Origin of the sequence: Mesorhizobium sp. LSJC285A00 (assembly GCF_000503155.1) — a bacterium.
Taxonomy (GTDB): Bacteria; Pseudomonadota; Alphaproteobacteria; order Rhizobiales; family Rhizobiaceae; genus Mesorhizobium.
Genome location: NZ_AYVK01000048.1, coordinates 19,788 through 45,988, shown reverse-complemented (window position 1 = coordinate 45,988; position 26,201 = coordinate 19,788). Strand labels below are relative to the sequence as shown.

The 26,201-nt window shown below is 63.4% G+C and carries 27 protein-coding genes; 18 read left to right on the top strand and 9 right to left on the bottom strand.

The genetic code is table 11. The annotated features are described in order from the left end of the window. Positions 1–423: hypothetical protein (locus tag X726_RS141575; protein ID WP_023672925.1), on the top strand; the 423-nt coding region annotated here is incomplete at its 5' end. Positions 424–642: 219 nt separating this feature from the next. Here the strand turns inward: X726_RS141575 and queF are convergent. Then, positions 643–1,104 carry a preQ(1) synthase gene (queF, locus tag X726_RS141580; RefSeq protein ID WP_023672924.1) on the bottom strand — a complete coding sequence of 154 codons (462 nt, stop codon included), beginning with the start codon at positions 1,102–1,104 and terminating at the stop codon, positions 643–645. A gap of 140 nt (positions 1,105–1,244) precedes the next feature. Between queF and X726_RS141585 the strand changes: the two genes are divergently transcribed. Further along, the gene (locus tag X726_RS141585) at positions 1,245–3,290 is read left to right on the top strand and encodes an NADH:flavin oxidoreductase (protein WP_031215469.1); all 2,046 of its coding nucleotides are present in this window, start codon (positions 1,245–1,247) and stop codon (positions 3,288–3,290) included. A gap of 220 nt (positions 3,291–3,510) precedes the next feature. Here X726_RS141585 and X726_RS141590 read toward each other — a convergent pair whose 3' ends face one another. Continuing rightward, positions 3,511–3,918, bottom strand: coding sequence for a hypothetical protein (locus X726_RS141590; protein ID WP_023682929.1), 408 nt, complete (start codon positions 3,916–3,918; stop codon positions 3,511–3,513). A gap of 162 nt (positions 3,919–4,080) precedes the next feature. On the opposite strand from X726_RS141590, the gene X726_RS141595 reads away from it, so the two are divergent. Further along, positions 4,081–4,515 (top strand): MarR family winged helix-turn-helix transcriptional regulator, encoded by a 435-nt coding sequence (locus X726_RS141595; RefSeq protein ID WP_023682928.1) that lies wholly within the window; start codon positions 4,081–4,083, stop codon positions 4,513–4,515. A gap of 21 nt (positions 4,516–4,536) precedes the next feature. Here the strand turns inward: X726_RS141595 and X726_RS141600 are convergent, their stop codons facing one another. Beyond that, positions 4,537–6,603, bottom strand: a complete 2,067-nt coding sequence (locus X726_RS141600; RefSeq protein WP_023672920.1) for an EAL domain-containing protein — start codon at positions 6,601–6,603, stop codon at positions 4,537–4,539. 309 nt (positions 6,604–6,912) lie between these two features. Between X726_RS141600 and X726_RS141605 the strand changes: the two genes are divergently transcribed. From X726_RS141605 to X726_RS141615, 3 genes are all read left to right on the top strand, one after another. Further along, a complete protein-coding gene (locus X726_RS141605) occupies positions 6,913–8,100 on the top strand; it encodes a glycine C-acetyltransferase (protein WP_023672919.1) in 1,188 nt (395 codons plus the stop codon). A 169-nt stretch (positions 8,101–8,269) separates the two neighbouring features. Then, positions 8,270–9,304 carry an L-threonine 3-dehydrogenase gene (gene tdh, locus X726_RS141610; protein WP_023672918.1) on the top strand — a complete coding sequence of 345 codons (1,035 nt, stop codon included), beginning with the start codon at positions 8,270–8,272 and terminating at the stop codon, positions 9,302–9,304. Between the two features lie 18 nt (positions 9,305–9,322). Next, a complete protein-coding gene (locus X726_RS141615; protein WP_023672917.1) occupies positions 9,323–9,946 on the top strand; it encodes a DUF4304 domain-containing protein in 624 nt (207 codons plus the stop codon). 31 nt (positions 9,947–9,977) lie between these two features. On the opposite strand, the gene X726_RS141620 is transcribed toward X726_RS141615, so the two are convergent. Continuing rightward, positions 9,978–10,421 (bottom strand): MarR family transcriptional regulator, encoded by a 444-nt coding sequence (locus X726_RS141620; protein WP_031215467.1) that lies wholly within the window; start codon positions 10,419–10,421, stop codon positions 9,978–9,980. A 123-nt stretch (positions 10,422–10,544) separates the two neighbouring features. Here X726_RS141620 and hmgA point away from each other — a divergent pair, with 123 nt between their 5' ends. The 5 genes from hmgA to X726_RS141645 are packed head-to-tail and all read left to right on the top strand — an operon-like array spanning position 10,545 to position 14,609. Then, positions 10,545–11,858 carry a homogentisate 1,2-dioxygenase gene (gene hmgA, locus X726_RS141625; RefSeq protein WP_031215466.1) on the top strand — a complete coding sequence of 438 codons (1,314 nt, stop codon included), beginning with the start codon at positions 10,545–10,547 and terminating at the stop codon, positions 11,856–11,858. A 10-nt stretch (positions 11,859–11,868) separates the two neighbouring features. Further along, complete coding sequence (locus X726_RS141630) at positions 11,869–12,756, top strand: MBL fold metallo-hydrolase (protein WP_023672914.1); 888 nt, start codon at positions 11,869–11,871, stop codon at positions 12,754–12,756. Next, positions 12,753–13,766: a fumarylacetoacetate hydrolase family protein gene (locus X726_RS141635; RefSeq protein WP_023672913.1), complete on the top strand. Its 1,014-nt coding sequence runs from the start codon at positions 12,753–12,755 to the stop codon at positions 13,764–13,766. Before X726_RS141630 ends, X726_RS141635 begins: the two co-directional genes overlap by 4 nt. 13 nt (positions 13,767–13,779) lie before the next feature. Beyond that, positions 13,780–14,076: a hypothetical protein gene (locus X726_RS141640; RefSeq protein ID WP_023672912.1), complete on the top strand. Its 297-nt coding sequence runs from the start codon at positions 13,780–13,782 to the stop codon at positions 14,074–14,076. Then, positions 14,073–14,609 (top strand): DinB family protein, encoded by a 537-nt coding sequence (locus X726_RS141645; RefSeq protein WP_023672911.1) that lies wholly within the window; start codon positions 14,073–14,075, stop codon positions 14,607–14,609. The genes X726_RS141640 and X726_RS141645 overlap by 4 nt, the downstream gene beginning before the upstream one ends. A gap of 3 nt (positions 14,610–14,612) precedes the next feature. On the opposite strand, the gene X726_RS141650 is transcribed toward X726_RS141645, so the two are convergent. Beyond that, positions 14,613–14,837: a type II toxin-antitoxin system Phd/YefM family antitoxin gene (locus tag X726_RS141650; RefSeq protein ID WP_023672910.1), complete on the bottom strand. Its 225-nt coding sequence runs from the start codon at positions 14,835–14,837 to the stop codon at positions 14,613–14,615. A gap of 57 nt (positions 14,838–14,894) precedes the next feature. Then, a complete protein-coding gene (hppD, locus tag X726_RS141655; protein WP_023672909.1) occupies positions 14,895–16,010 on the bottom strand; it encodes a 4-hydroxyphenylpyruvate dioxygenase in 1,116 nt (371 codons plus the stop codon). A 139-nt stretch (positions 16,011–16,149) separates the two neighbouring features. On the opposite strand from hppD, the gene X726_RS141660 reads away from it, so the two are divergent. Beyond that, positions 16,150–16,617, top strand: coding sequence for an Lrp/AsnC family transcriptional regulator (locus X726_RS141660; RefSeq protein ID WP_023672908.1), 468 nt, complete (start codon positions 16,150–16,152; stop codon positions 16,615–16,617). Between the two features lie 220 nt (positions 16,618–16,837). Here X726_RS141660 and X726_RS141665 read toward each other — a convergent pair whose 3' ends face one another. Then, positions 16,838–17,176 carry a TIGR01244 family sulfur transferase gene (locus X726_RS141665; protein WP_023672907.1) on the bottom strand — a complete coding sequence of 113 codons (339 nt, stop codon included), beginning with the start codon at positions 17,174–17,176 and terminating at the stop codon, positions 16,838–16,840. 206 nt (positions 17,177–17,382) lie between these two features. Between X726_RS141665 and X726_RS141670 the strand changes: the two genes are divergently transcribed. After that, positions 17,383–17,727 carry a RidA family protein gene (locus tag X726_RS141670; protein WP_023672906.1) on the top strand — a complete coding sequence of 115 codons (345 nt, stop codon included), beginning with the start codon at positions 17,383–17,385 and terminating at the stop codon, positions 17,725–17,727. Positions 17,728–17,897: 170 nt separating this feature from the next. On the opposite strand, the gene hutC is transcribed toward X726_RS141670, so the two are convergent. Both hutC and X726_RS141680 read right to left on the bottom strand, forming a co-directional pair. Continuing rightward, on the bottom strand, positions 17,898–18,635 hold the full coding sequence (gene hutC / locus X726_RS141675; protein ID WP_023672905.1) for a histidine utilization repressor: 738 nt from the start codon (positions 18,633–18,635) through the stop codon (positions 17,898–17,900). Then, on the bottom strand, positions 18,632–19,984 hold the full coding sequence (locus X726_RS141680; RefSeq protein WP_023672904.1) for a formimidoylglutamate deiminase: 1,353 nt from the start codon (positions 19,982–19,984) through the stop codon (positions 18,632–18,634). The genes hutC and X726_RS141680 overlap by 4 nt, the downstream gene beginning before the upstream one ends. Before the next feature lie 88 nt (positions 19,985–20,072). Between X726_RS141680 and hutI the strand changes: the two genes are divergently transcribed. From hutI to X726_RS141705, 5 genes are read left to right on the top strand one after another with little or no spacing between them, the layout of a single operon-like run. Further along, entirely contained in the window at positions 20,073–21,308 is a 1,236-nt protein-coding gene (gene hutI, locus X726_RS141685) for an imidazolonepropionase (RefSeq protein ID WP_031215464.1), read from the top strand. Further along, positions 21,305–22,843 (top strand): histidine ammonia-lyase, encoded by a 1,539-nt coding sequence (gene hutH / locus X726_RS141690; protein ID WP_023672902.1) that lies wholly within the window; start codon positions 21,305–21,307, stop codon positions 22,841–22,843. The genes hutI and hutH overlap by 4 nt, the downstream gene beginning before the upstream one ends. Before the next feature lies 1 nt (position 22,844). Beyond that, positions 22,845–23,657 carry an N-formylglutamate deformylase gene (gene hutG, locus X726_RS141695; protein ID WP_023672901.1) on the top strand — a complete coding sequence of 271 codons (813 nt, stop codon included), beginning with the start codon at positions 22,845–22,847 and terminating at the stop codon, positions 23,655–23,657. Positions 23,658–23,682: 25 nt separating this feature from the next. Beyond that, positions 23,683–25,356, top strand: coding sequence for a urocanate hydratase (gene hutU, locus X726_RS141700; protein ID WP_023672900.1), 1,674 nt, complete (start codon positions 23,683–23,685; stop codon positions 25,354–25,356). Positions 25,357–25,368: 12 nt separating this feature from the next. Beyond that, positions 25,369–25,968, top strand: coding sequence for a HutD family protein (locus X726_RS141705; RefSeq protein WP_031215462.1), 600 nt, complete (start codon positions 25,369–25,371; stop codon positions 25,966–25,968). Positions 25,969–26,201 lie beyond the last annotated feature (233 nt).

Below are 26,201 nucleotides of genomic sequence, written 5' to 3'. Positions count from 1 at the left end.
GTTGGGTGGCCGCCGGCCGAGCCGGCCGCGCCCGTCCTGGCGGGCTCGCCGACGGCTGTGGTGCGGCCATTTTACGATCAGGTGGGACTGGAGATCGATCCGGCGCAGCGCAGCCACTTCATCGACCCGGCAAAAACCGTTCTCGACAAGAGCGACGCGTTGCGCACATCCGGGCAGGGAGAATGTCTCGACCCCAACATGGCGCTCGACAATGCCGACTATGACAAGACCGAGATCGATAAGAGCCTGAAGACACTCGAAGCGATCAATGGCGACCAGGCCAAGGTCATTGTCGCCTTCGTCGTCGCCGGCAACCCGCATCGCCTTGAATGGAAATTCAGGAAAGTCGACGGCGACTGGAAGATATCCGATCTGCTTTCGGTGACCGGTGAATGGGCGCTCAGCCAGTACCAGTGCGAATAATGTTGATTGAGGATCCGCGCCTGCGATCCTTCGCGCCCCTCTCTGTCCTGCCGGACATCTCCCCCACGGGTGGGGAGATCAGCAGTTCCAGCGTCTCGCCCGCTCCGCATCATTTGAGATTAGCTAAAGCCGGCGTAGCGGCCAATCTCCCCCCGTGTGGGGGAGATGTCCGGCAGGACAGAGGGGGGCGCTGTCCCGCTAAAGTTCCGCAAAATAGCTTCAGCCCCTTCCGCGATAGGGGGCAACGCCGGTGTCGGGCAACCAGGCGCCTTCGGGCGGAGCGCCGGTCTGCCAGAAGACATCGATCGGAATGCCGCCGCGCGGATACCAATAGCCGCCTATGCGCAACCACAGCGGCTTCGTTGCCGCCACAATGCGGCGGCCGATCATCACCGTGCAGTCTTCATGGAAAGCGCCATGGTTGCGAAACGAGGTCATGAACAGTTTGAGCGACTTCGATTCCACGAGCGTGGTATCGGGTGCGTAGTCGATGACGATATGGGCGAAATCCGGCTGTCCGGTGACCGGGCAGAGCGAGGTGAATTCCGGGCAGGTGAAGCGCACGATCGCCGGCGGTCCGTCGCCGCGCTGGAACGGCACGGTCTCCAGGACCGCGGTCTCCGGGCTCTGTGGCGTCTCGACGTGGGCGCCGAGCTGGGTGAGGGTTTTGGTATCGATCATCGCGGTTTTCCTGGGGATTTTCCGCGCTCATTAGCACCGGACCGAAAAGTGTGCAGCGATTTTCGAATAAATTCGATGCTTAAGACAAGAACTGGAGCAGCACGCGCTGCTCCGACACAAACTGGAATGGCAGGAAGATGATGACCAGCAACGACCCGCTTCTCCAGCCTTACCAGCTCAAACACCTGACGCTGAAAAACAGGGTGATGTCGACCAGCCACGAGCCGGCCTATTCCGAGGACGGCATGCCGAAACAGCGCTACCGGCTCTACCACGCCGAAAAGGCCAAGGGCGGCATGGCGCTGACCATGACGGCGGGCTCGGCGATCGTCTCGCGCGACAGCCCGGCCGCCTTTGGCAATCTGCATGTCTATGACGACCGCATCGTGCCGTGGCTGGCCGAACTGGCGGACGCCTGCCATGAGTATGACTGCAAGGTGATGATCCAGATCACCCATCTTGGTCGCCGCACCGGCTGGAACAAGGCCGACTGGCTGCCGGTGCTGTCGGCCTCGCCGGTGCGTGAGCCGGCGCACCGCGCGTTCCCGAAAACCATCGAGGACTGGGACATCGAGCGCATCGTGGCCGACTATGCGTCCGCTGCGCAGCGCTGCCAGGCGGCCGGCCTCGACGGCATCGAGTTCGAATCCTACGGCCATCTGATGGACGGGTTCTGGTCGCCGGCCACCAACCATCGCGACGACGAGTTCGGCGGTTCGCTCGACAACCGGCTGCGCTTCACCGACATGGTGCTGGATGCCGTGCGGGCGGCGGTCGGCGAAAAATTCGTCGTCGGCATCCGTATGGTCGCCGATGAGGATTTTGACAAAGGCCTGTCGAAGGAGGAGGGCGTTGAGATCGCCCGGCGATTGGCCGGTTCCGGCAAGGTCGATTTCCTCAACATCATTCGCGGCTCGATCGAGAGCGATGCGGCACTAACCAAGGTCATCCCGGTCGCCGGCATGCGCTCTTCGCCGCATCTCGATTTTGCCGGCGAGGTGAGGGCGGCGACGAAGTTCCCGACCTTCCATGCGGCGCGGATTTCCGATGTCGCCACGGCGCGCCACGCCATCGCCACCGGCAAGCTCGATATGGTCGGCATGACCCGCGCCCATATCGCCGATCCGCACATCATCAAGAAGGTCATGGAAGGCCGCGAGCACGAGATCCGGCCTTGCGTCGGCGCCACCTATTGCCTCGATCGTATCTATGAAGGCGGCGAGGCGCTGTGCGTCCACAATGCCGCGACCGGCCGCGAGGCCGAGATTCCGCATATCATCGTCATGACCGAAGGGCCTAGGCGGAAAGTCGTCGTCGTTGGCGCTGGCGCCGGCGGGCTCGAGGCAGCTCGCGTCATGGCCGAACGCGGCCACCATGTCACGGTGCTCGAAGCCTCCGGTCAGGCCGGCGGCCAGATTCGGCTGGCGACGCAGAACCCGCGCCGCAAGGAGCTGATCGGCATCATCGACTGGCGGCTGGCGGAACTCGACCGGCTCGGCGTCCAGATCCGCTACGACACATGGGCCGAGCAGGACGATGTGCTGGCGCTGTCGCCCGATGTGGTGGTGATCGCCACCGGCGGCCTGCCGCAGAACCCGCCGCTGACATCGGGCGACAATCTCGTCACGTCGAGCTGGGACATCATGGCCGGCAGCGTCAAGCCGGCGGAGAACGTGCTGCTCTTCGACGACAATGGCGGCCATCAGGGCATGGGCGCGGCGGAGCTGATCGCCAATGCCGGTTCGAAGCTGGACCTGGTTTCGCCGGAGCGCTTCTTCGCCCCCGAAATGGGCGGCATGAACCACGTGCCCTATATGCGCGCCTTCCAGGAGAAGGGCGTCACCATCACCATCAACACCAGGCTGCGCTCGGTACGGCGCGAGGGCAACCAGCTGGTCGCCGAACTCGCCTCCGACTTTGCCGACGGCTGGCGCGGCGAGAGGCGGGTCGACCAGGTGGTGGTCGAGCACGGCACGGCGCCGCTCGACGATCTCTATCTCCAGCTGAAACCGCTGTCGAAGAATGGTGGCGCGGTCGACTATGAGCGGCTGGTCGGCGGCGGCGATATTTTTCCTTCACGCAATCCCGAAGGCGGCTTCGTGCTGTTGCGCATCGGCGATGCAGTCGCCTCGCGCAACATCCATGCCGCCATCTATGACGGCATCAGGTTCGGCTTGCGGGTTTGAGCCTACAAGCCGGCCTACGGCTTGTTCCAAAGCTCGATCTCACCCTTCCGGCGGGCGCATCTCGATCGATCAAAGTGATGGGTGGCGCGCAGCCAAACCTCTGTGCGGAGAGCCACCTTGCACATCCGTCCGAACTGCGCGCCGCGTACGCCACCAGCCGAGAGCCAGGCGACGCACGATGCGGAATGGTCTTCAACCGGGAGGCGACGCGCGGCAGGGCTCAAATCATCCTGGCGGTCGCCATGCAAAGCACGGTGAGCACCAGCAGCCAGGCGGCGATGCGCTCGCCGCGGGCCATTTTGGTGCGCAGCGCCGCTTCCGTTGCGACGTCCGCGCCGGCAAGCTGCCGGCTGGTCTTGCGGACGACGACGCTGAGAACGCCGGCAGCGGCGAAGGCGGCCAGGATGCCTAGCGCCAGCACCATTTCCATCGAGCCGAAATAGGCGCCGTGGAAGAAATACCAGAGCAGGGCGCCGGTCACGAACACCATGCCGGCCGAGCCCATTTGCGGTCCGATAAAGCGCTCCGCCCTGATCTCGGGGTCGCGGGCAAGCGTGATGGTGGTGCCGGCCCAGAACACACCGGCCATGACGTGAAGGCCGATAACGACGATGTAGACATATTGCATGACCGCTTCCTCCTTGCCCGCCGCCCGTCCTCGGATCCCTGTCGAATGCAGGATGATACGAACTCGGTAGATCGACACCCATGATAGTTAGGTATCAAATGGTTCGATGTCAATGTATAATGCCGCGTTCCATCGCTCGGCGCCTTGTTCTACTGTCGGCGCATGACTCCCTTTGACCGTCCGCCAATCGGCATGAATCTCGCGCGCACCTCCAAGCTGGTGGCGCAGGCATTTGACGCCGCTTTGGTCGAGGCCGGGGGCACGCTGCCGGTGTGGCTGACCTTGCTTTCGGTCAAGTCGAGCGAGCTTGCCAACCAACGCGAACTTGCCGGCATGATCGGCATCCAGGGCGCCACGCTCACCCACCATCTCAACGCCATGGAGGCGCAAGGCTTGCTGACGCGCCGCCGCGATCCGGACAACCGCCGGGTTCATCTGGTCGAGCTGACGCAGGCGGGCGAAACGATGTTCCTGAAGCTGCGGGCGGCGGCTCTCATCTTCGACAAGCGGCTGCGCGCGGGATTGCCGGACGACAGGCTGGCGGAGTTCGCCGAGGTGCTGGCGGCATTGCGGGCGAATGTCGCGCCGGCCAAATGACCGGCACCGGTGGGCAATAGTCTAGGCTAAATTGCCCTGAAGCACCTTCAGCTTGGCTTTCTTCGGGCTGCGCGCCAGCAGCCATTCGCGCGCTTTGTCCTGCGGCATCGGGAAGGCGATGGAATAGCCCTGCACCTGATCGCAGCCGATTGCCATCAGCGAATCGAGCTCGGCTTCGGTTTCCGCGCCCTCGGCGACGATCGAAATGCCGAGACCGCGCGCCAGCTCGGTGATGGCGCGCACGATCTTGGTGTTGTCGCCATTCTCGTTGATGTTCTGGACGAAGCGGCGGTCGATCTTCAGCCGGTCGATCTCGTTGGGATTGACGTGGCTGAGCGAGGCATAGCCGGTGCCGAAATCGTCGAGCTCAAGATGGACGCCGGCAGCGCGGATGTGGCGCAGCTTCGCCGCGATGCCCGTCTTCTCGTCGTCGAGAATGACGGATTCGACGATTTCCAGCGACAGTTTCTGCGGAGCAAGGCCGGCCTTTTCCAGCGTCGCGAACAGGAAGCGGTCGAAGTCGGGTTCGCGCAGCTCGGTGCCGGACACGTTGACGGCAAGCCGGCCGAAAGCGATGCCGGCGCGATCCCATTCGGCTGCTTGCTCGATCGCCTTGGTAAAGACGATGCGGCCGATCTCGGGCATGAAGCCGCATTTTTCGGCGACCGGAATGAACTCGCCCGGCGCAATCATGCCGCGCTCGGCATGCTTCCAGCGCACCAGCGCCTCGATGCCGCTGATGGCGCCGTTGCTCAGCGACACCTGCGGCTGGAAATAGACTTGGAAGGCGTTCTCCGAAATCGCGACCTTGATGTCGTGCTCGAGCTGCTTGCGGTAGTCTAGCTCGCGCCTGAGTTCCTCGGAGAAGAACGAGAAGCTGCCGCCGCCGAGCTTTTTGGCGGAATAGAGCGCGAGGTCGGCGTGGACGAGCAGATCCTCGGCATTGTCGGCGTCGATGGGATAGACGGCAATGCCGGCGCTGGCCCCTGGAAGGATGGTCGTGCCCTGGAAGGTAATCGGCTCGTTGATCTCCTCCAGGATGCGCCGGGCCAGCATGTTGATGTCCTCAGGGCCGCCGGCGCCATTGAGGATCATCACGAATTCGTCGCCGCCAAGGCGCGCGCAGAGATCCGACGCACGGCAGGAATCGCGCATGCGCTGCGCGGTGACGACCAGCACATAGTCGCCGGCGGCGTGGCCGAGTGTGTCGTTGATCTGCTTGAACCGGTCGAGGTCGAGCTGGATGACCGCCAGCCTCTCGCGCCGGCGATGCGCGCCCTTGATCAGCGTTTCGAAGTGGTCGGTCAGGAAGGTGCGGTTGTGCAGGCCGGTCAGCCCGTCATGTACGGCGATGAAGGCCATCGAGTTGCGGGCATCGACAAGCTCGTGCGTCTTGCGCAGGATCGCCTTCGACATCGGCCGGAAGATGAAAAGCGCCACCAGGACGATGACGCCGATGGTGGCGTAGAACAAGGTGCGATGGAGATCGAGGAGCTTTTCCGACCGCTCGTCTGCGAATGCGGCGATGCGTTGGCCGAGCGCGGCATAACCCGACAGCGTCGCATTGGCGACGGAAGCATCGAGATTGACGCGCTCGCCGCCGCCCTTGTAGGCGGCATTGCCGGAGAGCTGGGATTCGAAGGACGAGATCAGCCTTTCGCCATTGGCGACCAGCCCGACCGAGAAATAGTCGAGGTGGAACGGCTTGCCGTAAAGGACGCTCTCGATCGACTTTGGATCGGACAATGCTGGCGACAGTGGGTCGGCTCCCGTCTGTTTGAGCAGCAGGTCGTAGTTCGTCTCGAACTCGGCGGTCGCCTGTTTCAGCGCGGCAACCAGGGCCGGCTGCTTGTCACGCGCGGCGGAGCCGGTTGCGCTGGTCAAAAAGACAATGCGCTGCGACAGCGCCTTCTGGGTGCTGACGATGTCGAGCAGAGTATGGTTGTGCTGTTGCGCCGCCATCATCTGCTGCAGCAGGATGAAGGAGGCCATCACCATGGCGGCGATGATCAGCAGCGCCAGCCAGTAGCCGCTCTTGATCAGCAGGATGAGTTTGCCCGAGACGGTTTGCGCCGGCTGCTGCGACATATTCTAGGTGACCCCTCGGTCGACGGATTTCTGCCACCGATTCGTGGCAAGAACACCATTGCCTTGAAAGGGTTAACAGGTTTGGAAGCCGGCGGAACTGCTGCTTCCGCAGTAAACGAAAGCTGCCGAGATGGTTATCATGTTCTTTCGCGGCATGGCCGTATTCGCGTGCCTGCTACTCTAGCATGCTGGCCATGCGATCGGATCGCGCCAGGGTTGAGGCAGCCGCGCCACCGAAGCGGTCGCTTTTGCGGTGGATTTTTAGTGCGCGTAGCGCGACAGTCGCGCCAATCTCAACAGGACCTGATCATGAGCGCGGCATTCCTCTCCCATATCGACAACGAACTGCAAGGGCTGAAATCCGCCGGGCTCTACAAATCCGAGCGGGTGATCACCTCGACCCAGTCGGCTGAGATCGAAGTCGGCGGCGACAAGGTGCTGAACTTCTGCGCCAACAACTATCTCGGCCTCGCCGACAGCGCCGAGTTGCGCACCGCGGCCAAAGGCGCGCTCGACCGCTACGGTTACGGCATGGCCTCGGTGCGCTTCATCTGCGGCACGCAGGAAGAGCACAAGCAGCTTGAATCAACGATTTCATCCTTCCTCGGCCTGGACGACACCATCCTTTACGGCTCCTGCTTCGACGCCAATGGCGGCCTGTTCGAAACGCTGCTCGGCGAGGAGGATGCGATCATCTCCGATGCGCTGAACCATGCCTCGATCATCGACGGCGTGCGGCTGTCGAAGGCCAAGCGTTTCCGCTATGCCAACAACGACATGGCCGACCTCGAAGCGCGGCTGAAAGAGGCGAAAGACTGCCGCTTCCGCCTGATCGCCACCGACGGCGTGTTCTCCATGGACGGCATCATCGCCAATCTGAAAGGCGTCTGCGACCTCGCGGAAAAGTACGGCGCCATGGTGATGGTCGACGACAGCCATGCCGTCGGCTTCGTCGGCAAGAACGGCCGCGGCTCGGCCGAGCATTGCGGCGTCGAGGGCAGGGTGGATATCATCACCGGCACGCTCGGCAAGGCGCTCGGCGGCGCCTCCGGCGGCTACACCTCCGGCAAAAGCCAGGTCGTCGACTGGCTGCGCCAGCGTTCGCGGCCTTATCTCTTCTCCAACACGCTGATGCCGGCGATTGCCGGCGCTTCCATCAAGGTGTTCGAGCTGATCCGCAATGGCGACGCCCTGCGCGAACGCCTCTATGCCAATGCGGCGCGCTTTCGCTCCGAAATGGGCAAGCTCGGCTTCACGCTGGCCGGCGCCGATCATCCGATCATTCCGGTGATGCTGGGCGATGCCAGCCTGGCGCAGGAAGTGGCGGCGCGCATGCTGAAGCGCGGCATCTATGTCATCGGCTTTTCCTTCCCGGTGGTGCCGAAAGGCCAGGCGCGCATCCGCACGCAGATGTCGGCGGCGCATTCCAGCGCCGACATCGACCGCGCCGTGGCAGCGTTCGCGGCGGTCGGCAAGGAACTGGGCGTGATTGGCTGAGAGTTTTACCCTCCCCCTTTGTGGGGAGGGTCGACTTTCGACCGCTTGCGAAGCAAGCGGGCGGGAGGCGGGGTGGGGGTCTGCAGGGTCACGACCTCCGCCAGTTTTTGACCCCCACCCGGCCCTTCGGGCCACCCTCCCCACAAGGGGGAGGGTAAGGAGTTGTAGCATGTCGAACATGATGAAGGCGCTGGTGAAGGCCAAGGCTGAACCGGGCATCTGGATGGAAGAGGTGCCGGTGCCGGAGATCGGCCCCAACGACGTGCTGATCAAGGTCAAGAAGACGGCGATCTGCGGCACCGACGTCCACATCTACAATTGGGACCAGTGGGCGCAGAAGACCGTGCCGGTGCCGATGGTGACCGGCCATGAATTCGTCGGCACGGTGGCCGATTTCGGCGCTGCGGTCACCGAATACAAGGTCGGCCAGCGTGTCTCCGGCGAAGGTCACATCGTCTGCGGCCATTGCCGCAATTGCCGCGCCGGCAGGGGGCATCTCTGCCGTAACACGCTCGGCGTCGGCGTCAACCGCCCCGGCGCCTTCGGCGAATATCTGGCGATCCCGCAGCACAATGTCGTGCCGATCCCCGACGATGTGCCCGACGAGATCGCCGCGATCTTCGATCCCCTGGGCAATGCCGTCCACACCGCTCTGTCCTTCGACCTGGTCGGTGAAGACGTTCTGGTCACCGGCGCCGGGCCGATCGGCATCATGGGCGCGCTCGTTGCCCAATGTGTGGGGGCGCGAAAAGTCGTCATCACCGACATCAACCCGGTGCGGCTGGCGCTGGCCAAAAAGCTCGGCGTCCAGCATGTCGTCGATGCCTCGAAGGAAAAACTGCGCGACGTTATGCCGGCGCTGGGCATGACCGAGGGTTTTGACGTCGGCCTCGAAATGTCGGGCGCCGCGCCCGCCTTTCGCGACATGATCGACACCATGAACAATGGCGGCAAGATCGCCATTCTGGGCATCGCGCCGACCGGCTTCGAAATCGACTGGAACAAGGTCATCTTCAAGATGCTGCACTTGAAGGGCATCTACGGCCGCGAAATGTTCGAGACTTGGTACAAGATGATCGCCCTGGTGCAGGGGCCGCTGGATGTGTCGGGTCTGATTACGCACCGCATTGGGATCGACGATTTCCAGACGGGGTTTGACGCGATGCGGAGCGGCAGTTCGGGCAAGGTGGTGATGGATTGGTGAGGCACGTGTGGGTGCAAGATGGCGGACAATGAGCACGGTCGTATCATTGCCTCGCAGGCAAAGCTCGTACTGAAGCCGGCCGGATTTCGACGCAAAGGGCAGTCCCGAATCTGGATCGCCGATCGCGGCTTCTGGCTAAGTGTAGTCGAGTTCCAGCCCAGTTCCTGGTCCAAGGGCACTTACCTTAACGTAGCAGTCCACTGGCTCTGGGGTTCGCTTCCGGAAACGATTACCTTCGATCGCGTTGAGCGCATTGGACAGTTCGTTCCGTTCGAGAGCCCGCCACAGTTTCTTCTCGCGGTTGATCAAATGGCCAAGAAGGTCGTCGAAATCGATCAGGTTCACCGATCGATGTTCCCTTCCGTCCAGGCGACAGCGAAAATCCTCGTGAGTGAATTGCAGCCGGGCGCCTACGGCGAGTGGGCGGCCTTCCACGCCGGGGTGGCGGCTGGTTTGGCCGGTGGTTTTGAAACGGCAAGGCGACTGTTTGAAAGCGCTCAAAGACACGCGGCTTCGCAAGCGCAGGCGCTTCTAGCCTACATTGATGATCCGGTGGCATTTCGAAGCCGTGTCAGAGGCTTCATTGAAGCCGAACGCGCCTATTACGGTCTAGGGGCGTTGCCTGCCGCATTCGCGATCTGATTTCAGCGACGGTCGAACTTATGGGAAGATCTCAACCCAAGGTGAGTTTTGCCTCCAGCGCCGCCACCCCATTCACAATCGCCGCCCGCTCTTCCGTACCAAGCCTCGCCAGCAACTGCCGTTCAAAGGCTTTCGCCAGCGGCACCATCTCGCGATAGGCGGCCAGTCCCGCCTTGGTCAGCGCCAAATGCTCCACACGCCGATCATTCTCGTCCGGCGTGCGCGTCAGCCAGCGCCGCCGCTCAAGCTCCGCCACCGCCCGCGAAACCTTGGTCTTGTGCATGGCCGACTGCTCGCCGAGCGCCGTCGCGGTCATCGTGCCGCGCTGTCCGAGCCCAGAGAGTGTGCGCCATTCCGGCCGCGTCAGACCGTGACGGTCGCGGTAGATTTTTGAAAATTCTCGGCTGACGGCATCGGCCAGCCGGTACAGCCGGTAAGGCAGGAAGCTTTCGAGTTCCAGAATCTCCGGTTCCATCTGCACCATGGATGCGGCATTCGCCCGTTGATAGTTACATTTTCGATGGTTACAAATGAAACCAGTTTGGTCAACATCGCCGGCAGGCCGCGCTTCGCGGCGGTCGGGATCAGGGAGGATCGGATGGAATTTTCCTACATGCCGGGCTTCGGCAATGATTTTGAGACCGAAACGCTGCCCGGCTCGCTGCCGCAAGGGCGCAATTCCCCGCAGCGGCCGGCTTACGGACTTTATGCCGAGCAGCTCTCGGGCTCGCCCTTCACCGCCCCGCGCGGCACCAATGAGCGCTCCTGGCTCTACCGCATCCGGCCGAGCGTAAAACACACCGGCCGCTTCAAGGCGGCGAGCTATCCCCTGTGGAAGACCGCTCCCAATGTCGGCGACCACGAGCTGGCGCTCGGCCAGTACCGCTGGAACCCGGTGCCGATGCCGAAGGAGCCGACCGATTTCATTCAAGGGATGCGCACCATCACCACCGCCGGCGACGTGCTGGGCCAAAGCGGCATGGCGGCGCATGTCTATGTCGCCAACCGCTCGATGGTCGACGATCATTTCTTCAACGCCGACGGCGAGTTGCTGGTCGTCCCCCAGGTCGGCGCCTTGCGCTTCGTCACCGAGATGGGCGTCATCGAGCTGCGGCCCGGCGAGATCGCCGTTTTGCCGCGCGGGCTGGTGTTCAAGGTCGAGCTCATCGACAAGGAAGTGCGCGGCTATGTCTGCGAAAACTATGGTGCCAAGCTGACGCTGCCCGACCGCGGTCCGATCGGCGCCAATTGCCTCGCCAATCCGCGCGACTTCAAGACGCCCTGCGCCTGGTTTGAGGAGAAGGAGACGCCGTGCCGGCTGACGGTGAAATGGTGCGGCAATTTCCATGTCACCGAGATTGGCCATTCGCCGCTCGACGTCGTCGCCTGGCACGGCAACTACGCGCCCTACAAGTATGATCTGGCGACGTTTTCTCCGGTCGGCGCCATCCTGTTCGACCATCCCGATCCGTCGATCTTCACCGTGCTGACGGCGCCGAGCGGCGAGGAAGGCACTGCCAACATCGACTTCGTCATCTTTCCGCCGCGCTGGCTGGTGGCGGAGGATACGTTCCGGCCGCCCTGGTACCACCGCAACATCATGAGCGAGTTCATGGGCCTGATCCACGGCCAGTATGACGCCAAGGAGGAAGGTTTCGTGCCCGGCGGCATCAGCCTGCACAATCTGATGCTGGCCCACGGCCCAGACGCGCCTGGCTTCGAAAAGGCCTCGCGCTCCGAGCTGAAACCGGTCAAGCTCGACAACACCATGGCCTTCATGTTCGAGACCCGATTCCCGCAAATGCTCACCCGCTACGGCGCCGAGCTTGAAACAAGGCAGGACAATTACATCGATTGCTGGACCGATCTGAAGAAGCGTTTCAACGGCACGCCGGAGGGCGACTGGTCTTGAGATCAGCCCGATGAACGACCGGCTGGTGCTTCTCGGCTCCAAGGGCGGCCCGGCGCTGCGGCCGGGCGGGCCGTGGCCGAGTTCGTCGCTGCTGGAACTGGGCGGGCGAACCATCGTCGTCGATTGCGGGCTCGGCGTCACGCGCGGCCTGGTCGATTCCGCCGTCAGCCTGAAGGCGCTCGACCTGGTCTTCATCACCCATCTGCATTCCGACCATGTGCTGGAACTGGGTCCGTTGCTCCACACCGCCTGGACCGCCGGCCTCGCCAGCCCGGTGACGCTGTTCGGACCGCCCGGCACCGGCCAATACTGGCGCCGCTTCTGCCAGGCGATGGAGTTCGACATTGAAATTCGCATCGTCGATGAGGGCAGGCCGGACATTCGCGAAATGGCTTCGATCGTGGAATTCGGCGAGGGCGAGATTTTTGCGCAGCGCGGCCTGAAGGTCTCGGCACTGCGCGTCGACCATCCGCCGGTCACGGACTGTTTCGCGCTGCGTTTCGACCACGCTGGCAAAAGCATCGTCTTCTCGGCCGACACAGCCTTCTTTCCGCCGCTCGCAGGCTTTGCCCGAAATGCCGACATTCTCGTCCATGAGGCCATGCTGGAAGAAGGCATCGAGCGGCTGGTCGCCAGGACCGGCAACGGGGCGCGGCTGAAAGAGCATCTGCTTGCCAGCCACTCATTTGCCGAGCAGGCAGGTCGCATCGCCAGCGATGCCGGGGTGAAGAGGCTGGTGCTCAACCACCTCATTCCGGCCGATGATGCCGCGATCGGCGAGGCCGACTGGGAGGCGGCCGTCAGGAAATCGTGGGCGGGTGACTTGACGATTGCCCGCGACGGCCTTGTTGTGAACTTAGACGGCGCCAAAGCCGCATCAGGAGAGGAAACCGCATGAAGCTTGCCACATTGAGGGACGGGACGCGCGACGGAAAGCTTGTCGTCGTCTCGCGCGACCTGACGCGCTTCACCGACGCCTCGTTCCTGGCGCGCACGCTGCAGGCGGCACTCGACGACTGGCAGCGGATTTCGCCGCACCTGGCGACGATCGCCGAATCGCTGGAGAACAATGCGGTGCCGTCGGCACGCTTCCATGAGCATGACGCCCATTCGCCGCTGCCGCGCGCCTATCAATGGGCCGATGGTTCTGCCTATGTGAACCACGTCGAGCTGGTGCGCAAAGCCCGCGGCGCCGAGATGCCGGCAAGCTTCTGGACCGATCCGCTGATCTACCAGGGTGGCTCGGATTCCTTCATCGCGCCGCGCGAGCCGATCCGCACGGCGGACGAAGCCTTCGGCATCGACATGGAGGCGGAAGTCTCCGTCATCGTCGACGATGTGCCGATGGGCGCCAGCCTCGACCAGGCGCGCGCCGCCATCCGGCTGGTCATGCTGGTCAATGATGTGACGTTGCGCGCGCTCACCGGACCCGAGCTCGCCAAGGGGTTTGGCTTCTTCCAGTCGAAGCCGTCCTCGGCTTTTTCGCCGGTGGCGGTGACGCCGGACGAACTCGGCGACGCCTGGGATGGCGGCAAGGTCAACCTGCCTCTGCTCGCCGACGTCAACGGCAAGCCGTTCGGCCGTGCCAATGCCGGCGTCGACATGACCTTCGACTTCCCGGCGCTGATTGCCCATGCCGCAAAGACACGGCCGCTGGTTGCCGGCACCATCATCGGCTCCGGCACCGTCTCCAACAAGCTGGATGGCGGGCCGGGCAAACCGGTGGCGGCCGGCGGCGCCGGCTATTCCTGCATCGCTGAACTGCGCATGATCGAGACCATTGAGTCTGGCGAGCCCAAGACGCCGTTCCTGCGCTTTGGCGATACAGTGCGTATCGAGATGAAGAATAAAAGCGGAAACTCGATCTTCGGCGCCATCGAGCAGAAGGTCGAGAAGTCCCAGGCATAAGAGGGGCAATGCAATGACGGGCGAGGCGTTCTACCTGCTGGCCGTCGTCTGGGCGTTGGCCATTCTGGTGGTCTTCATCCAGGCGATCCGGCTGAGCTACCGCATCGAGGCGCGCTCGCCCGATCTGACCAACCACAGTGGCTACCCGCGCAAGGCGATGATGTTTCACACCATCACCAACACCAACGTGGCGCGCGACGAGGAGACACAGGCCATGCGCCGGCGCATGAACCGGCTGCTGCTGATCGTCGTCGCCGGCTTCGCGGTGATGGCGGCAGGCATTGGCCTGATCAGACGAATGAACGCGTGACCCTGCTCGAGCATTTCAGCCGCATGGCCGGCAACAATCTCTGGTCGAACGACCGGCTCTATCGCGCCGTGCTGCAGCTAAACCCCGGCGAATTCGAAGCCGAACGCACCAACTTCTTCCCGTCGATCAAGGCAACGCTCAACCACATCCTTGCGGTCGATCATCTCTATCTCGATTTTCTCGAAGAAGGCGGCGTCGGTGCGGCCGCCTATGACGACTACGTGCCGTTCGATGTGCCGCAGGCGCTGTTTGCCGCCCAGGTCGCAGCAGATCGACGCCTGATCGCCTTTTGCGAGAAGCTGTCGGAGGCGGATCTCGACCGTCAGGTCATCACCGACCGGCGCGAGGATGGCATGATCCCCGAAAAAATCGGCGACATTCTCGCCCATGTCTTCCTGCACGACATCCACCATCGCGGCCAGGTGCACGCGATGCTCTCCGGCACGTCAGTCGCGCCGCCGCAACTGGACGAGTTCTTGCTCGATTATGATTTGAAGGTGAGGAGGGAAGAGGTCGTGCGGCTGGGCCTCTGACCTTTATCTGGTGTACTCGTTCCATTCAGGGCCGAGTTTGTCGAAATCGTCAGAAATCCAAATCTTGCCCTTCAGGGCACCTATGCGCGACAACAAGTCTTCTCGAACTGGTGGCACGAGCCGCGCCGCGATCTTGCCGTGATGAGTGATGACTATCTCCTCGCCGGCCTCCGCGCGGCCGACGAGTTCCGATAGTTTGGCCTTTGCTTCGGTTATGGAGACGTTCACGGCTTGACCCTTGTGATCGAAATTTAGATCAAAGCCGATCGAGCCGCAAACGGGGTTTCAGGCCGCTTTCCCGTCGACCTTGATCACGCCGCGCTTGATCTGGTCCTGCTCGATCGACTCGAACAGCGCGCGGAAATTGCCTTCGCCAAAACCTTCGTCGCCCTTCCTCTGGATGAATTCGAAGAAGATCGGGCCGATCACGGTTTTGGAGAATATCTGCAGCAGGATCTTGGTCATGCCGCCGTCGACCACGCCTTCGCCGTCGATCAGGATGCCGTGCTTCTTCATCCGCTCGATCGGCTCGTCATGCCCGTTCACCCTGTTGTACGACATGTCGTAGTAGGTCTCCGGCGGACCGGGCATGAACTTCAGCCCATTGTCGGCAAGCTTGTCGGTGGCGGCGTAGATCTCGTCGGTGCCGACAGCGATATGCTGGATGCCTTCGCCATTGTACTTCTTCAGATACTCGGCGATCTGGCTGGTGTCGTCCTTGGACTCGTTCAGCGGGATACGGATCTTGCCGCAGGGCGAGGTGATGGCGCGGCTGACGAGGCCGGTGATCTTGCCGTCGATGTCGAAGAAATGGATCTGCTTGAAGCCGAACAATTCGCGATAAAAGTCCCACCATTTGTCCATCTGGCCGCGATAGACATTGTGGGTGAGGTGGTCGAGGAAATAGAAGCCGACGCCTTGGGGCCGCGGGTCGCGTTCGCCCAGCCACTCGAACTCGGCATCATAGGCCGAGCCCTTCTTGCCATAGGCTTCGATGAAATAGAGCAGTGAGCCGCCAATGCCGACAATGGCCGGCACGTCGAGCGCCTTGTCGTTGCCGTCGTAGGGCGTGGCGCCTTTCGATACCGCATGCTCGAACGCATGCTTTGCATCGACCACGCGCCAGGCCATCGAGGCGGCGCAGGGGCCGTGCTTGTCGACGAATTTCATCGCATGCGAGCCGGGCTCGGCATTGACGACATAGTTGATGTCGCCCTGGCGCCAGATGGTGATGTCCTTCGTGCGGTGCTTGGCCACCGCGACATAGCCCATGCGGGTGAACAGCTCGGCGAGCTTCTGCGGCTCCGCATGGGCGAACTCGACGAACTCGAAACCGTCGGTGCCGGCGGGGTTTTCCTTGCTGATCTTGGCGGGCGGGGCGTCGTGCGGAAAGGGACCCATGGCATTCCTCCAAACGGATGGTGGCCGCATCGGACCACGAGATGACGCATGATAGTGCGAAGCAACCGCACGGTGCTTGCATTCAAACGCTTGAAATGATCATCTCGTGCGCAATTCATGCATGATTGGAGATGAATCGATGAATGAAGCGCGCATCGATCAATTTGACCGCAAGATAATGGCTCTCTTGCAGGGCGACGCGCGGCTCACCAACAACGATCTCTCGGAGCGCGTGAACCTGTCGGCATCGCAATGCTCGCGCCGCCGCCAACGGCTGGAGGAGGACGGCTTCATCACGGGCTATCGCGCGGTGCTCGACCGCGACAAGCTTGGATTCTCGCTGGTCAACGTCATCTCGGTGACGCTCGCCACCCACAACCGCGACAATGCGCGGCGCTTCGGCGAATTGCTGGCGCGGCTGCCGGAAGTGCAGGAGGCGCACGCGCTGACCGGTGAGATGGACTACATCTTGAAAGTGGTGACCCCCGATCTGAAATCGCTGTCGGAATTCGTCAACGGCGTGCTGTTGCCGCACGACTCCGTGCAGCATGTAAAGACGGCGATCGTGCTGGAGACGCTGAAGGAGACCGGGGCGCTGCCGATCTAGTTTGAGAGAGTTTCAGTTGATACGTCGGCGGGACAGCACCCCCCTGGCCTGCCGGCCATCTCCCCCGCAAGGAGGGAGATCAGCAGCTTTGTCGACAGCGCTCATCCTGCAACGTCGGCGATTGGCGAAAAGCGAAGGCGACATCCGATCTCCCCCCTTGCGGGGGAGATGTCCGGCAGGACAGAGGGGGGTGTGAGGGATCGCCAGCGCCTCAGGATGCTCACCCCTTGGACTGCTGAATCAGCCCATAAAGATTGGTACACCGCGCGCCGGAGCGGCAATAGGCAAACACCGGGCCTTCGAGCGCGTCGAGCGCTTCGGCCTGGTCCTCGACATTCTCGGCCGTGATCTGGCCGCTGATTACCGGGATGTAGCGGAAGGCCAGCCCCGCGGCTTCGACCGCCGCCTTGACGCTGTCGGCCGAAGGCTGGTCGGGCTGCTCGTCATCCGGCCGGTTGCAGATCACGCTCTTGAAACCGGCTTCCTTGATGGCGGCGGCATCTTCGGGCTGGATCTGGCCCGAGACCGAATAGTCCTCGCTGATTTCGCGATATTCCATGGCTCTCATCCTCCAATCTGGTTTGGCGCAAAGTCTTGCCACTCTCACACGAGGTCGGCAATCCGCGCCGGAAAGAAATCCCTCGGCGCAGATAGACATTTGCGGTCTAAGATCCAACCCAGGCTCAAGAGGTTTCGCGCTGTTGGCCTTGCCCGGAGGCGGCAGCGACTCTAAACAGGCGCACCGACAAACGAAGGAACCATCCCATGAGCATTCGTCGCATCGATGTTGGCCCGCGCATGAGCCAGATCGTCATCCACGGCAACACCGTCTATCTCGCCGGCCAGGTCGGAACGCCCGGCGCCAGCGTTGGCGAACAGACCAGGTCGATCCTCGCATCTATCGACGAACTGCTGGCCAAGGCCGGCACCGACAAGACCAAGATCCTGCAGGCGATCATCTGGCTGGCCGATATGGGCACCTTCGCCGAGATGAACAAGGAATGGGACAAGTGGGTCCCGCAAGGCAACACGCCCGCCCGCGCCACGGGTGAGGCCAAGCTTGCAGGGCCGGAATACACCGTCGAGATTATCGTTACGGCGGCGATTTAGAGCGCGGCGCCTTACCCTCCCCCTCGAGGGGAGGGTCGGCGAGTAGTCGAAGCGAAGCGGAGACCTGCGAGACGGGGTGGGGTCGGCGAGGCTGCACCGACCCCACCCCGCGTCACCAGTGCCGCCTTGCGGCACTTGCTCCGCGACCCTCCCCTCGAGGGGGAGGGTAATCACCCCTGCGAAGGCTTGAACCTCGCCACCAACGTGTGGCTCTCCGCGGCGTAGGTGAACCTCACCTGCGTCACCGGGTGCTCGGCGCTCCAGGTCCGGCGCTCGACCACCAGGCAGGGCGCGCCGGTTGCGATGTCGAGCGCTTCGGCAATATGCCTGTCGGCCGCCACCGCGCGGATACGGTGCTCTGCCTCGCTCCATGGCACGCGGCCGATCAGCCAAGGGCCGGGGGCGATGTCGAGAAACTCCTCCTCGGCGGCTTCCGCGACGGCGGCGAGATTGATCAGCCGCTGTTCGTGCGCGAACGGCCGCTTGCCGGCGAAATGCCGGCATTCCAGCGCCAGCACCTGTCCAGCCGCTCCCAATTCCAGCAAGGCGCGATCCTCGGCGCTGCTGCGCCTTTTCTGCCGCGCCACGCGCTCGTAGCGATAGGCCAGCCCAAGCGCCTCGACCTCGATCCTGATGTCGTGGATTTCCAGCACCGCGGCCTGCGATTGCGGCTGGCGCACGAAACTGCCCGAACGGCGGCGGCGCTCGATCAGCCCGGCCTTGGCCAGTTGCGACAGCGCCTTGTTCACCGTCATGCGCGAGCAATGATACTGCGCCGTCAGCTCGTGCTCGAACGGGATGCGGTGGCCCGGCGCCCAGGCGCCGGACATTATTTTCTCGCTGATGTCGGACAGGATGCGCTGGTGCAGCGAGCCGCCTTCTACCACCGCTGTCTCTGAAATGCTCATGCCGAAAGCGCTGTCATCACCTGACGAAAGCGCTCGGCGATCGTCTCACGCGCTACATGCCGGCCGCCGCTGACTTGTTTTTTTCCGTGCACCCAGACGCAATCGACCTTGCCGCCATTGGCAAAGATCCAGGCGTCGAGGATCGCATCGCCACTTTTTCCGGCCAGCGAAGGATGGTTTTCGTCGAGGGAGACGAAATCAGCCGCGGCGCCGGCGGCGATCCGCGACGGGCCGGTGCCGAGTGCGGTGCTGCCGCCATCGAGGGCGGCGTCGAACAGAGCCCGCCCGGTCGAGCCGCCGGCCACCGCCAGCACATTGCGGGCGCGGTGTGCGAGGCGCTGCGAATATTCGAGCTGGCGCAATTCATCCGGCAGGCCGATCAGCACGTTGGAATCCGAGCCGACGCCGAAGCGGCCGCCATGTTCGATGAACAGAGGTGCTGAAAAGGTGCCGTCGCCGAGATTGGCCTCGGTGATCGGGCAAAGCCCGGCAATGGCGCCGCTTCTGGCCATGCCGGTTGTCTCAGCCTCGGTCATGTGGGTGGCGTGGATCAGGGACCAACGCTTGTCGATCCCGGCATTGGCGAGCAGCCATTCGACCGGTCGCGCACCCGACCACGCCAGGCAATCCTCGACCTCCTTCACCTGCTCGGCGACGTGGATGTGGATCGGTCCGTCCGGCGCAATGGCGGCAACAGCGCTGAGTTCCTCCGGCGTCGCGGCGCGCAGGCTGTGCGGGGCGACGCCAACGACAGCCTGATTCAACGCACGAACCGATTCGCGGCTTTTCTCAAGCAAGCGTTCGAACCGATTCACATCGTTGATGAATCGCCGCTGGCCTTCGTTGGGCGCAGCGCCGCTGAAGGAGGAATGGGCATAAAACACCGGCAGCAGCGTCAGGCCGATCCCGGTTTCGCCGGCGGCCGCGGCAATACGTTCGGCCATCTCGGCAAGGTTGGCATAGGGTTTTCCGTCGCGATCGTGGTGGAGATAATGAAATTCGCCGACGCGCGAGAATCCGGCCTCCAGCATTTCGACATAAAGCTGGGCGGCGACCGCCTCGACCTGGTCCGGCGTCATCGACAGCGCAAAGCGGTACATCACCTCGCGCCAGCTCCAGAAGCTGTCGGCGGAGGGACCGCGCAGTTCGGCAAGCCCGGCCATGCCGCGCTGGAAGGCGTGGCTGTGCAGGTTCGGCATGCCGGGCACCAGAATGGCGTGGCGTTCGTCGTCGGCTTGCTGCGAAGAGCCCGGCTCGACTGCCGTGATGCGACTATCGGTCAACGAAATCCGCACCTTGTCATGCCAGCCATCGGCCAGCAGCGCCTGTTCCGCAAAGATCGCCGTCACGTTTTTCTCCGCGTTCCATGAACAATGCACTTGCAGTGCGTTTCAATATGTATATACATAATCGCCATCCAAGCAACGGAAAAAGATGATGGCGGCACAAGACAAAAGCCGGGCAGGGGGCCTTCAGCTTTGGCGCAATGCGCGCCTGGCAACCATGGCGGAAGGCGTTGCCGGACTGGGCATCGTCGAAAAGGGCGCGATCATCGCCCGTGACGGCGTCATCGTCTATGCCGGTCCGGAAGCCGAGATGCCGTCAGCGTTGGCTCAGGGCAGCGAGACTACGGATTGCGAAGGCCGCTGGATTACGCCCGGCCTCGTCGACTGCCACACCCATCTCGTCCATGCCGGCAACCGCGCCAACGAATTCGAGATGCGGCTGGCCGGCGCCAGCTATGAGGAAGTCGCCCGTGCCGGCGGCGGCATCGTCTCCTCGGTCAAATCCCTGCGTGCCGCGAGCGAAGACGAACTGGTTGCGCAGACTCTCCCGCGCCTTGACGCGCTGATGGCCGAGGGCGTCACCACGGTAGAGGTAAAGTCGGGTTACGGGCTCGATCTCGGAAATGAACGGAAGTCGCTTCGCGCCGCGCGGCAACTGGACAAGCAACGCCCGGTCACGGTCCGCACCACCTTCCTCGGCGCGCATGCGCTGCCGCCGGAAGCAAAAGGCGACAAGGACGCTTTTGTCGATCTCGTCGCCAACACCATCCTCCCCGCAATCGCCGCCGAGGGCCTGGCTGACGCCGTAGACGGCTTTTGCGAGGGCATTGCCTTTTCGCCGGAACAGATTGCCCGCGTCTTCGACAAGGCCAAGGCGCTTGGCCTGCCGGTCAAACTCCATGCCGACCAGCTGTCCAATTTGCATGGCGCCGAACTCGCCGCCCGTTATGGTGCGCTGTCGGCAGACCATCTCGAATACACCGACGAGGCCGGCGCCGCAGCGATGGCCAAGGCCGGCACCGTGGCGACCATCCTGCCCGGCGCCTACTATTTCATCCGCGAAACCAGGAAGCCGCCGATCGGCCTGTTTCGCCAGCACGGCGTCAAGATGGCGGTCGCCACCGACAACAATCCCGGGACGTCGCCGCTGACCTCGCTGCTTCTGACCATGAACATGGCCGCCACCCTGTTTGGCCTGACCGTCGAGGAGTGCCTGGCCGGCACCACTCGCGAGGCTGCCCGTGCGCTTGGGCTGCTTGGCAAGACCGGCACGCTTGAGGCAGGAAAATCCGCCGACCTGGCGATCTGGGACATCGAGCGTCCGGCCGAACTCGTCTACCGCATGGGCTTCAACCCGCTCCATGCCCGCATCTGGAGAGGACAATGACCGAACTTAACCTGAAGCCCGGAAATGCGACGCTGGCCGACTGGCGCGCTATCTATCGTGGCGCCATGCCGAAGCTCGACGCCTCCTGCCGGCCAAAAATCAAGGCCAGCGCCGAGGCAGTCGCCCGCATCGTCGCCAAGGGTGAGCCGGTCTACGGCATCAACACCGGCTTCGGCAAACTGGCCAGCGTCCGCATTCCGGCCGAGGATCTAGAGACCCTGCAACGCAACATCGTTTTGTCGCATGCCGCCGGTGTCGGCGAGCCGATGCCGGTTTCGGTGGTTCGGCTGATGATGGCGCTGAAGCTCGCCAGCCTTGCGCAGGGCGCGTCGGGCGTACGGCCGCAAACCATCGAGTTGCTGGAAGCGATGCTGGCCAACGACGTCATCCCCATGGTGCCGGCGCAGGGCTCGGTCGGCGCCTCCGGCGATCTCGCGCCGCTGTCGCACATGACGGCGGTGATGATCGGCGTCGGCGAATGCTTTACACCGCATGGCCGCTTCCCGGCCAAGGTCGCTTTCGTCTCGCACGGCCTGGAGCCCGTGACGCTCGGCGCCAAGGAAGGTCTGGCGCTGCTCAACGGCACGCAGTTTTCCACCGCCTACGCGCTGGCCGCTCTGTTCGAGGCCGAAGTGCTGTATCAGTCGGCGCTGGTCGCCGGGGCGCTGTCGACCGACGCTGCCAAGGGCTCGGACGCGCCCTTCGATCGGCGCATCCATCTCCTGCGCAAACATCCCGGCCAGATCGAGACGGCGGAAGCGCTGCGCAACCTGATGGCCGGCAGCGCCATTCGTGAATCGCACCGCGTCGGCGATGAGCGCGTGCAGGATCCGTACTGCCTGCGCTGCCAGCCGCAGGTGATGGGTGCGGCGCTCAACGTGCTGCGCCAGGTCGCCGATACGCTCGGCACCGAGGCCAATGGCGTCACCGACAATCCGCTGATCTTCGCCGAGGTCGATACTGCGCTGTCCGGCGGCAATTTCCACGCCGAGCCGGTGGCTTTCGCTGCCGACATGATCGCGCTTGCCGTCTGCGAGATCGGCTCGCTGTCGGAGCGCCGCATCGCCATGCTGGTAGACCCCGCGCTGTCCGGCATGCCGGCCTTCCTGACGCCGAAGCCCGGCCTGAACTCCGGCTTCATGATCCCGCAGGTGACGGCGGCGGCGCTCGTCTCTGAGAACAAGCAGAAGGCCTATCCGGCAAGTGTCGATTCCATCCCGACCTCGGCCAACCAGGAAGACCATGTCTCGATGGCCGCACACGGCGCTCGCCGGCTGATCGGCATGATCGAAAACGCCACGGCCGTCATCGGCATCGAACTCCTGGCCGCCGCGCAAGGCTGCGATTTCCATGCGCCGCTGGCGTCGAGTGCAGCTCTGGAAGCGGTTCGCAAGCTGGTCCGCGCCGAGGTGCCGCATCTCGACAATGACCGGCATTTCCACCCTGACATGGAAAAAGCCATCGCCATGGTGCGCAGCGGCGCTGCCATCAAGGCTGCGAGCGCGGTGACATTGCCTTCGATCTCGGGAGTCTGACATGACCGACTGGCTGACAGCGACGGAAGGCACGGCACCCCTGTTGGTGTCCATCCCGCACACGGGTATCGATCTCGCCGGCATCGACAATCGGCTGGTCTCGCCCTGGCTCGGCCGCCGCGATTGCGACTGGTGGATCGACAATCTCTACGATTTTGCCGCCGGCCTTGGCGCGACTGTCGTGCACACGTCGATCTCGCGCACCGTCATCGATGTCAACCGCGATCCTTCCGGCGCCTCGCTCTATCCCGGGCAGACGACAACGACGCTATGCCCGACCGAGACCTTCGACGGCGATCCGCTGTATCTGCCCGGCGCGGAACCGACGCCATCGGAGATAGACCAGCGCCGCATAGCGTATTTCGTGCCCTACCATGAAATGCTGGCGGCTCAGTCCGTCAGGCTGCGCGGCCTGCATGAGAAGGTCGTCATTTACGATTGCCACTCGATCCGGTCGGTGCTGCCGCGCCTGTTCTACGGCACGCTGCCGGTGTTCAATCTCGGCACCAATGACGGCCAGACCGCGGATCCTACGCTGCAGGCGCTGGTTGGCCAGATCATGGCCGAGAGCGGTGAAAGCAATGTCATCAACGGCCGTTTCAAGGGTGGCTGGATCACCCGCTATTTCGGCAATCCGCAAGGCGGCTACCATGCGCTGCAGATGGAACTTGCCGATCGCGGCTATTTGCGCGAGCCCGAGGGCAAGGGCGAACCGGACAATTGGCCGGTGCCTTATGATGCCGAGTTCGCCGCGCCGATGCGCGCCACACTGACGAAAATCCTCCAATCCGCCATTGACTGGGCCGGGCGCTGAGACGCCGCCTTACTCCAAAGGGACAATGATGAACAATCCTCGCCACAACATCCGCGAAGTGCGCGCGCCCCGCGGCGACAAGCTCAACGCCAAATACTGGACGACCGAAGCGCCGCTGCGCATGCTGATGAACAACCTCGATCCCGATGTCGCCGAAAACCCCAATGAGCTCGTCGTCTATGGCGGCATCGGCCGGGCCGCGCGCACCTGGAACGATTTCGACAGCATCGTCGCCTCGTTGAAGACCCTCAATGAAGACGAGACGCTGCTGGTCCAGTCCGGCAAGCCGGTCGGCGTCTTCCGGACGCACACCGATGCGCCGCGCGTGCTGATCGCCAACTCCAACATCGTGCCGCATTGGGCGACCTGGGATAAATTCAACGAGCTCGATAAAAAAGGCCTGATGATGTACGGCCAGATGACGGCCGGCTCCTGGATCTATATCGGCACGCAAGGCATCGTGCAGGGCACCTACGAGACCTTCGTCGAGGCCGGCCGCCAGCACTACAATGGCAACCTTACGGGCAAATGGATCCTGACCGGCGGCCTCGGCGGCATGGGCGGCGCCCAGCCGCTTGCCGCCGTCATGGCCGGCGCCTGCTGCCTCGCCATCGAATGCAATCCGGACTCGATCGATTTCCGGCTGCGCACCCGCTATGTCGACGAGAAGGCCGAGACGCTCGACGAAGCGATGGAAATGATCGAGCGCTGGACCAAGGCCGGCGAGGCGAAGTCGGTCGGCCTGCTCGGCAATGCGGCCGACATCGTGCCGGAAATGTTCAAGCGGGGCATCCGCCCCGACATGGTCACCGACCAGACCTCGGCGCATGACCCGATTAACGGCTATCTGCCCAAGGGCTGGACGATGGCTGAGTGGCGCGAGAAGCGCGTCTCCGATCCCAAGGCTGTCGAGAAGGCCGCCCGCGCCTCGATGCGCGAGCATGTCGAGGCGATGGTCGCGTTCTGGAATGCCGGCGTGCCGACGCTCGACTATGGCAACAACATCCGCCAGGTCGCCAAGGACGAAGGCTTCGAGAACGCCTTTGCCTTCCCGGGCTTCGTGCCGGCCTATATAAGGCCGCTGTTCTGCCGCGGCATCGGCCCGTTCCGCTGGGCTGCTCTTTCGGGCGATCCCGAGGATATCTACAAGACGGACGCCAAGGTGCGCGAACTCACCCCCGGCAACACCCATCTGCACAACTGGCTGGACATGGCACGTGAGCGCATCGCCTTCCAGGGCCTGCCGGCGCGCATCTGCTGGGTCGGCCTCGGCGACCGCCACAGGCTGGGGCTCGCCTTCAACGAGATGGTGGCCAGGGGCGAACTCAAGGCGCCCGTCGTCATCGGCCGCGACCACCTCGATTCCGGCTCGGTGGCTTCGCCCAACCGCGAGACGGAAGCGATGAAGGACGGCTCCGACGCCGTCTCCGACTGGCCGCTGCTCAATGCGTTGCTCAACACCGCGTCGGGCGCAACCTGGGTGTCGCTGCATCATGGCGGTGGCGTCGGCATGGGCTTCTCGCAGCATGCCGGCATGGTCATCGTCGCCGACGGCACGCCGGACGCCGCAAGGCGCCTGCAGCGCGTGTTGTGGAACGATCCGGCGACAGGCGTCATGCGCCACGCCGATGCCGGCTACGACATCGCCATCGAGTGCGCGAAGGAGCACCAGCTCAATCTGCCCGGTATTTTAGGCTGATTGGCTTAAATGATGCGCATCCTACGGGCCGCCGACTACCGGGTCATGCCGTGGAAGAATGGCGGCGGCACGACCACCGAGATCGCCGTCTCGCCGGACGGCGCCGGCCTGGACGATTTCGACTGGCGCGTTTCGATGGCGCGAGTCGAGGATAGCGGGCCGTTCTCGGGCTTTGCCGGCGTCGACCGCACGCTGGCCGTGCTGGAAGGCGAGGGCATCGTCCTCGACATTGCTGGCCGGCGGCCGGCCGAAGTGACGGCGGCTTCCGCCCCGCTGTCCTTCCCGGCCGATGTGCCGACCTCGGCGGCGCTGATCTCCGGTCCGATCACCGACCTCAACGTTATGACCCGCCGCGGGCGGGCCATGCACACGGTCGAGCGCCTGGTGGTCTCGGTTCCGACCGATATCCGGCCGACCAGCGCTATGACCCTGATCCTGCCGTTCGACGGCGAGGTCGGCCTCAGCGGCCCGACATCGTCTCGTCTTGGACCCCTCGACACGCTGTTGCTCGGTCCGCAGGCGAAACTACGGGTTGAACCGGTACGGCCGACGACCGTGTTCGTCGTCCGGATAGCCAGGCTGGGCCAGCCGCACCGCCAGCACAACGATTAACGCCTGTTGCCAAACATGATCGCACGCCGGAGAAATCTGGCGTAAGCTGTTGTCTGGATCACGAAAAAGCCCGAATCCTTCCGTCGTTCCAAGGCGGACGGGAGGGCAGGGGTGCTCGTCCTTGAGTTGTCGAAAGCCCCACTTAAAATGTCGAAGGGATAACGCCTCTGGCGTGGTGCGAAGCAAAACTTTCGGCCAGTGTAATCATGCAACCAATTGCATTTGAATCGGTT